Below are 6,990 nucleotides of genomic sequence, written 5' to 3'. Positions count from 1 at the left end.
GCGCGTGGATCGCCGGGCGCGCCGGCCGGCGTACGGGGCTCCGGCCCGGTCGGGGCGCTCACGCGGCGCTCCCCCGGTACGCGGCGGACATGGACCACGGCAGGCCATCGGGCAGGTTCGGCATGGCGGCACCCTAGGGCGGGTCGGGGGCCGCGGCCAGGGGTTGTTACCGATCGGTATCCGGCCGTGCCGCCGGCGGTTCGCCCCGTCGGCGGCACCGCCCCCGCCGGAGCGGCTCACGTTCGGGCAGAGCCGAGCCGGTCCGGCGGGAGGGCGGGTCACCAGACGCGGACCGAGCCGCCCCGGGCGAAGGCCGGGCTGGTGGCCCGCGGGGGGATCTCGGGCAGCGGCGTGGCGATCTCGTCGACCAGGGGGCCGTGCTCGGCCGCCAGGGTGTCCAGGAAGGGCAGGTCGAAGCCGTAGACGCGGGCGGCGTTGCCGCCGACCATCGCGGCGACCTCCTGCCTCGGCAGGCCCGCGTACGCGATGCGCAGGCCCTCCCGGGAGTACGGGGTGGTGCCCTCGTCGTGCGGGTAGTCCGCACCCCACATGATCTTGTCCAGGCCGATCCGGTCGCGGAGCGGGACCTCGTGCGGGCGCATGAAGCTCGCGCCGACGAAGCAGTTGTCCCGCCACACCTCGCTCGGGCCCTTGCCCATGGACTCGGCCAGGCCCGCGCCGAACTTCGACTCCGCCGTGGCCGCCTTCGCCGCCGCGTTCACCAGGCGGCCGTGGTAGTAGTCCAGCATCTCCAGGACACCCGGGATCCAGCCCGAGCCCTGCTCGGTCAGGACCAGCTTCAGGCCCGGGTGGCGGCGGAAGGCGCCGCCGAAGATCAGGTGCCACAGGGCGCGGTGGGAGAACCAGGTGGTCTCCACCATGAAGACCGCCCGGGCCGCCGGCTCCTCCCCCAGCGGCGGGGAGGCGGAGCCGCCGTGGTGGTTGACGGGGACGTCCAACTCCTCGCAGACCGCCCAGATCGGGTCGTAGACGTCCGCGTACAGTTCCGGGACCCCGCTGCCGGGTGGCGCCCCGGGCAGCAGGACGCCGCCCGTCAGCCCGGCCTCCTTGGTGCGGCGGATCTCCTTGACGGCCTCGTCGACGTCGTTCAGCAGGATCTGGGCGACGCCCGCCCGCCGGCCGGGAGCCTGCGCGCAGAAGTCCGCCAGCCACCGGTTGTGCGCCCGCAGCCCCGCCCAGCGCTGCTCGAACTCGGCCCGGGTGGGGGCCGGTGCCATCAGGGCCGCGCTGGGGAAGAACGGCGGGATGGTGTTCGGGAAGACCACTTCCGCCACGATGCCGTCGGCCTCCAGGTCGGCCAGGCGGCGGTCGGAGTTCCAGTTGCGGTCGGCGGTGTCGGCGAGCAGGTCCTCGTACGGGTTGACGTAGGTGGCCGCCCAGGCGTCGAAGGCGTCGTGGTACCTGCTCTCCAGGTACGGCTTGTAGTCCAGCAGGTCGGCGCCCGCGTGGCAGTCCGCCGAGACGACCGTGTAGCGGTCCTCCCCCGTCACCGCGTCACCCCCAGCACCGGGAAGTCGTGGCCCGTCAGCCAGTGCCGGCCGGTCTCCCGCGAACGGGCCCACGACGCCTCGACGGCGGCCTGGTCGCGGTCCTGGCCGAGCTCCGCCGGGGTGGGGCCGATCCGGCGGGCGATCGGGGCCAGCTTCCGGGTGTCGAAGCCGAATACCTCGGCCGCGGCCAGGCCCAGCATCCGCCGGGTCTCGGCGACGGGGATGTCGTGGAAGGTGTTGCGCAGCCAGGTGCGGGTCTCGGGCCAGGTGCCCTCGGGGTGCGGGAAGTCCGAACCCCACAGGATGTTGTCGACGCCGATCTCGTAGCGCTGGGCGAGCTCGCGCCGTTTGGTGTTGGTCGCGCAGACGAAGACCTGCCGGTCCAGGTACTCGCTCGGCGCGCGCGTGAGCTCCGCGAACGGCGACAGCTTCTTGCCGCCGTGGGCGCCGAGGTAGAGGCGGTCCATGAACCACAGCAGGTTCGGCAGCCACCAGCAGCCCGATTCGGCGACGCCGAACCTCAGGCCCGGGTGGCGCTCGAAGACGCCCGACCACATCAGGAACCACAGCGGGCGCGCCGGCCACCAGGTGACCTCGGAGACGTAGATGCCCAGGTGGTCGCCGTACTCGTGGCGCGGGGCGGCACCGGAGTGGGTGACCACGGGCATCTGCGTCTCGGCCGCCGCCGCCCAGACCGGGTCGTAGCGCCGGTCGTGGTACGGGGCCTTGTCCACCCACATCGAGGGGATCATCAGGGCGCCGAGGCCGGACTCCTTGGCCCGGTGGATCTCGGCGACGACCTTCGCCGGCTCGCCGGTGACGGGCAGCAGGGCCACCCCGCAGTGCCGTTCGGGATGCTGCCCGACGAACTCGGCCAGCCACCGGTTGTGCGCCTGGGCGCCGGCCATGCCGAGTTCGGGGTCCTGGTCGCCGGACAGGCCCAGGCCCACTCCGAAGGGGGCCGCGGTCTGGCTGTCGACGGCGTCTGCGTCGGGGAAGACCACCTCGGCGGCCACCCCGTCGCCGTCGAGCTCCTTCAGCCGCTGCGCGCCGTCCCAGCCGCCCCTGAGGCCCTCCTCGTGCTCGCGGAACCACTTCTCGGCGAAGGCTTCGTTGCGGACGCCCAGCCGGGTGGCCTCCTCGCGGCGGGCGTCGCGCTGGCCGAGGAACTCGTCGAACTGCCGGTGGAACCGGCGGTCGAGGTAGGGGCGGTACTGCTCGGTGGGCAGGCCCGCGTGGCAGTCGGAGGAGATGATCAGGTACGGGTCGTCGTACTCGCTCACGGTGAAACTCCTCAGTCGAGGATGAAGCTCTCCAGGTAGGCGGGGTTGGCGCGGTCGAGCATGGACTGCGACCGGGCGCGGATCTGGCGGTCGCTGTGCTCGCTGGCCGGCAGCATCCAGAAGCGGTCGGCGCGGATGCCGTCGACGACGAGGTCGGCGACCTCCTCGACGGGGGTGAAGCGCACCTCGTGCCCGGCCTGCTTCATGGCGGCCTCGTACTGGTCGAGGCTGCGGTACGGGGTGCGGCGCGGGCGCTGTTTGGCGTACCGCTCGGGGCGGTTGCGGTGGGACTCCCACAGGCCGGTGCGCAGCATGTGCGGGCCGGGGAAGAGGACGGACGCGCCGATCGCGGCGCCCTCGGCCTTGAGGTGGGCGTAGAGGGACTCGGTCATGGTGACCACGGCGGCCTTGGTGACGGCGTACACGGAGGCCGTGGGCAGCGGGGCGATCCCGCCGTCGCCGGAGGAGGTGTTGACGACGTGGCCGGGGGCGCCTGCGGCGAGCATGCGCGGGACGAAGGCCTGGACGCCGTGGAAGACGCCCCAGACGTTGACGGAGAAGGCCCACTTCCAGTCGTTGGGGTCGTGCTCCCACATCCGGCCCTCGGCGCCGGAGCCGACGCCCGCGTTGTTGCACAGGACGTGCACGGCGCCGAAGGCGTCGTAGGCGGCCTCGGCGAGGGCGAGGACGCTGTCGCGGTCGCCGACGTCGGTGCGCCGGGCGAAGACCTCGGCGCCGGTCGCGGACAGTTCTCCGGCGGCCTTGGCGAGGGCGCCCTCCTCGACGTCGGCGAGGACCACCTTCAGGCCCTCGGCCGCGAAGCGGCGGGCCATGGCCAGTCCGATGCCGCCGGCGGCTCCCGTGACGACGGCCACCTGACCTGGTTCGAGTCGCATGTCACACGCTCCCCTCGGGCGGGCCGTCGAAGGCCTGCTGCGGGTCGTCGTAGCGCTGGTGGAGGTACGGCAGCAGGGCATGGGCACTGACGCGTTCGACGACCCGGCCCTTCTGGTCGGTGGTCTTCTCCCCGATGGTGATCTCGACCAGGCGGCGGACGGGCAGGTCGGCGACGGGGTCGTACATGGACTCGCGCAGGACCACGTCACCGGTGACGTGCTCCAGCTTGCGGACCTTCTCGTTGCGGGTGCAGTGGACCAGCACGGGGTCGGCGTCGAAGCCGTCACCGTCGACGGCCGGCAGGAACTTGAAGTAGAAGTCCGTCTTCACCGCGGGCTCGGGCACCGGCAGCGCCCGGTCGACGGCGCCGCGCACCTCCACGAAGGCGATGCCGTGCCGGGCGAGGGCGGCCCGGACCAGCAGGCCGTCGCGCTCGACCGTGACCTCGCCGAGCTTCTTGGGCTCGCCGAACACCTCGCGGCCACCGGTCAGCGCCCGCTCGTGGGTCATCGGCATGACCAGCGGGTACCAGCCCTCGACCCCGCCGTGCCGGGCCGCGACGGCCACGGAACCGGCGCCGAGCGGGTAGCCGGGCAGGTCGACCTTGCTGATGTTGGCCCGGACCAGGGGCCGTTCGCCGGGCTTGAGGGGCGGCGGGAGCACGGCCGCCACCACGTCCGGATCGGTCTCCCAGACGGCGACCACACCGGTGGACCAGATGTCGGGGAGGTTCGCGCTCTTCGCGCGGGAGGCGGCGATCTCCGCCTCGCCGCGCGCGCCGTACCGTACGCGTGCCATGGGGGTGTACCACCCTTCGTCGGTGTCGTACCCGGGCTCTGTAACACAGTTACACCCGCGCCGATGAAGGGTAAAGAGGGCTGCACCCTGGTATCTGACGGACCGACAGGAGCGCCATGACGCGAAGCCCGCTGACCCGGGACGAGGTGCTGGCCGCCGCCGCGTCCCTGGTCAAGCAGCACGGCCCGGGGGCCCTGACCATGCGCGGGCTGGCCGCCGAACTGGGGACCGCCGTCACCTCGATCTACTGGCACGTCGGCAACCGCGAGCAGCTGCTGGACGCGCTGGTCGAGCGGACGGTGACGGAGATGGGCGCGATCCGGCCGACCGGCCGCACCCCGGTCGAGCGGATCGTCTCCGTCGCCCGCCGCATGCGCCACGAGCTGCGCGCCCGGCCCCATCTGATCGCGCTGGTCCACGAGCGGGGCCTGACCGAGCGGATGTTCCTGCCCGCCCAGCAGGCCTTGGTGCACGAGGTGCACGCGGCCGGGCTGCGCGGGGCGCGCGCAGCGGACGCGGTCCGGGCGGTGCAGTTCCAGACCGTCGGCTTCGTCCTGGTCGAGCGCAACCGCGAACGCTCTCCCGCCCAGTCCCCGGCCGAGGGCGAACTGTGGGCGCACCCGCACGCCCCCGCGTCGGCCTCGGCGCCGGACGACCCGGCCCTCGCGCGGGCCCTGGCCCGCCCGCCGGACCCGGAGCGGCTGTTCCTGCTGTCCGTACGGGCCCTGACGGAGTCGCTGCTGGCGCCGCCGCGATAAACGGGTTGGCGCGGGCCGTCCGGTGTGGTGGAATCAGGGCCACGGGGGCGGCTCCCCGGCGTGCATCCTTCTCACTCCTGACAACGATTCGGCGCGCCCACTCTCCGCTCCTGTCCCACCGGCTCTCCGCGCGCGCTGCGGGCAGCGGGCAGCGGGCCGCTCGCGCGGTACCCCGCATCCCGTGCCCACGTCGCGTCCGCGCCGCTCGCGTCCGCGTCCAGGCCCGACCCCGTCCGCGTCCGGGTCGGCGACCCGGCCACCTCGGCGCCCGCGTCCACGTCAGCCCCCCGCCCAAGTCCTCGTCAGTGCCCGCCCGTCCGCCTCAGGGCCCGCGCGTCCTCGTCAGTGCCCGCCCGCGCTCGTGTCCGCGGGGCCGCCGCCCGTCGCGTACGGGAGCGGCCCGCGCGCGCCGTTTCCACCGCCGCCTCCCGAAGGGGAATCCGTCGTTGCACGCTGCCGACTCCGTCCTGCTGCGCCGTGTCCAGACCGTCTACGTCGATCCCGTACCGGCCGGCGGCGCCGGGCCGGGACCGGCACTGCGCAGGCTGGAGACGGAACTGCTCGGCCGCGGGTACCTGCTCTCACCGCAGCTGCACGACGCCCTGGCCGGGCTCCCCGCCGAGGAGCTGGCGGCCGCCCACGTCCGGCTGGTGGGACTGGCCGACGAGCTGCTCGGCTCGCACCGCACCCACCGGCCGCTGCTGCGCCGCTTCCCCCAGGCCGTGCCGCGCGACACCGAGGCGCTGTACGTCGACCGGGTGTTCGCGCACCTGCTCCAGCGGCCGGGCCAGCCGTGCGTGCTGTGCGGCGAGGCCAAGCTCGTCCGCGCCCTCTCGCCGTGCGCGCACCTGGTGTGCCGGCTGTGCTGGGACGCGTCCGCGTACGACGGCTGCCCGATCTGCCACCGCCGGGTGGACACCGGTGAACCGTTCCTGCGCGCGGTCCGGGCGGTCGGCGCCGCCGCCCCGGCCACCGAGGGCCCGCTGCGGCTGATGCGCCTGGGCACCGACCGGGCCGCCGACGCCACCGCACTCGTCGGCGACCTCCTGGCCCGGCGCACCCCGCTGTCCCCGCAGGACCGCGCGGACCTGCTGACGCTGCTGCCGCTCTCCCCCGCCGGGCGCGGGCTGCTGCCCGCCGAGATCCCGGTCCGCGAGACCAAGGCCCTGGTCGTCGCGACCCTGCTCGCGGACGTGCCGGAGGGCGCCGAGGCCGTCGTACGCGCGCTGCCCGGCGAGCGGCTGACCACCGCCACCGACGTGCTGCGGGTGCTCGCGGTGCTCTCCGGCGGGGACCCGGGGCTGGCGCCGCTCCCCCGGTTCGGCGGGCTGCCCCGGCGGCTGCGGCGCGAACTGCTCGCCGTGCTCGACGCGTTGCCGGTGCCCTTCCTGGTCGAGGACGTGCTGCGGCACCCGACCGCGTGGAAGCGGGCCGCCGAGAGCCTGCACCCCTTCGAGGGCCACGCCCGCCACCCGCGGGCCGCGCTCGCGTTCGCCGTGCTGCGCGCGACCCCGGTCTCGCCCGCCACCGCGCTCGGGGCGGCCCTGCTGGAGACGGCGGCCGGCCATCCGGACGCGGTACGGGTGGACCACGGAACGGGCCGGATCCGGCCCGCCACCTGGGCCGGGCGGCTGGAGCAGGCGCTGGCCGCGCGGGACCTCGGCACGGCCACCGGGATCGCCGCGCAGCGGCCCGGCGAGCTGGTGCGCCGGCTCGACCACCTGCTGCGGCTCGCGGCGGCCA

6 protein-coding genes are annotated in these 6,990 nt (G+C 74.6%); 2 read left to right on the top strand and 4 right to left on the bottom strand.

The window, feature by feature from the left end; all coding sequences use genetic code 11:
- Window positions 1-278 precede the first annotated feature (278 nt).
- The 4 genes from LG632_RS29080 to LG632_RS29065 are packed head-to-tail and all read right to left on the bottom strand — an operon-like array spanning window position 279 to window position 4,489.
- The gene (locus tag LG632_RS29080; protein WP_226730857.1) at window positions 279-1,511 is read right to left on the bottom strand and encodes an amidohydrolase family protein; all 1,233 of its coding nucleotides are present in this window, start codon (window positions 1,509-1,511) and stop codon (window positions 279-281) included.
- Complete coding sequence (locus LG632_RS29075) at window positions 1,508-2,794, bottom strand: amidohydrolase family protein (RefSeq protein ID WP_226730856.1); 1,287 nt, start codon at window positions 2,792-2,794, stop codon at window positions 1,508-1,510. Before LG632_RS29075 ends, LG632_RS29080 begins: the two co-directional genes overlap by 4 nt.
- An 11-nt stretch (window positions 2,795-2,805) precedes the next feature.
- Window positions 2,806-3,690 (bottom strand): SDR family NAD(P)-dependent oxidoreductase, encoded by an 885-nt coding sequence (locus LG632_RS29070; RefSeq protein WP_226730854.1) that lies wholly within the window; start codon window positions 3,688-3,690, stop codon window positions 2,806-2,808.
- 1 nt (window position 3,691) lies between these two features.
- Window positions 3,692-4,489 carry an acetoacetate decarboxylase family protein gene (locus tag LG632_RS29065; RefSeq protein WP_226730852.1) on the bottom strand — a complete coding sequence of 266 codons (798 nt, stop codon included), beginning with the start codon at window positions 4,487-4,489 and terminating at the stop codon, window positions 3,692-3,694.
- Window positions 4,490-4,605: 116 nt separating this feature from the next.
- On the opposite strand from LG632_RS29065, the gene LG632_RS29060 reads away from it, so the two are divergent.
- Both LG632_RS29060 and LG632_RS29055 read left to right on the top strand, forming a co-directional pair.
- On the top strand, window positions 4,606-5,247 hold the full coding sequence (locus LG632_RS29060; protein ID WP_226730850.1) for a TetR/AcrR family transcriptional regulator: 642 nt from the start codon (window positions 4,606-4,608) through the stop codon (window positions 5,245-5,247).
- Window positions 5,248-5,693: 446 nt separating this feature from the next.
- Window positions 5,694-6,990 (top strand): RING finger family 4 domain-containing protein (locus LG632_RS29055; RefSeq protein ID WP_308109417.1); only part of this gene is annotated, 1,297 nt, incomplete at its 3' end.

Origin of the sequence: Streptomyces antimicrobicus (genome assembly GCF_020532625.1) — a bacterium.
GTDB lineage: Bacteria > Actinomycetota > Actinomycetes > Streptomycetales > Streptomycetaceae > Streptomyces > Streptomyces antimicrobicus.
This window is presented reverse-complemented; position numbering and strand designations above follow the sequence as displayed.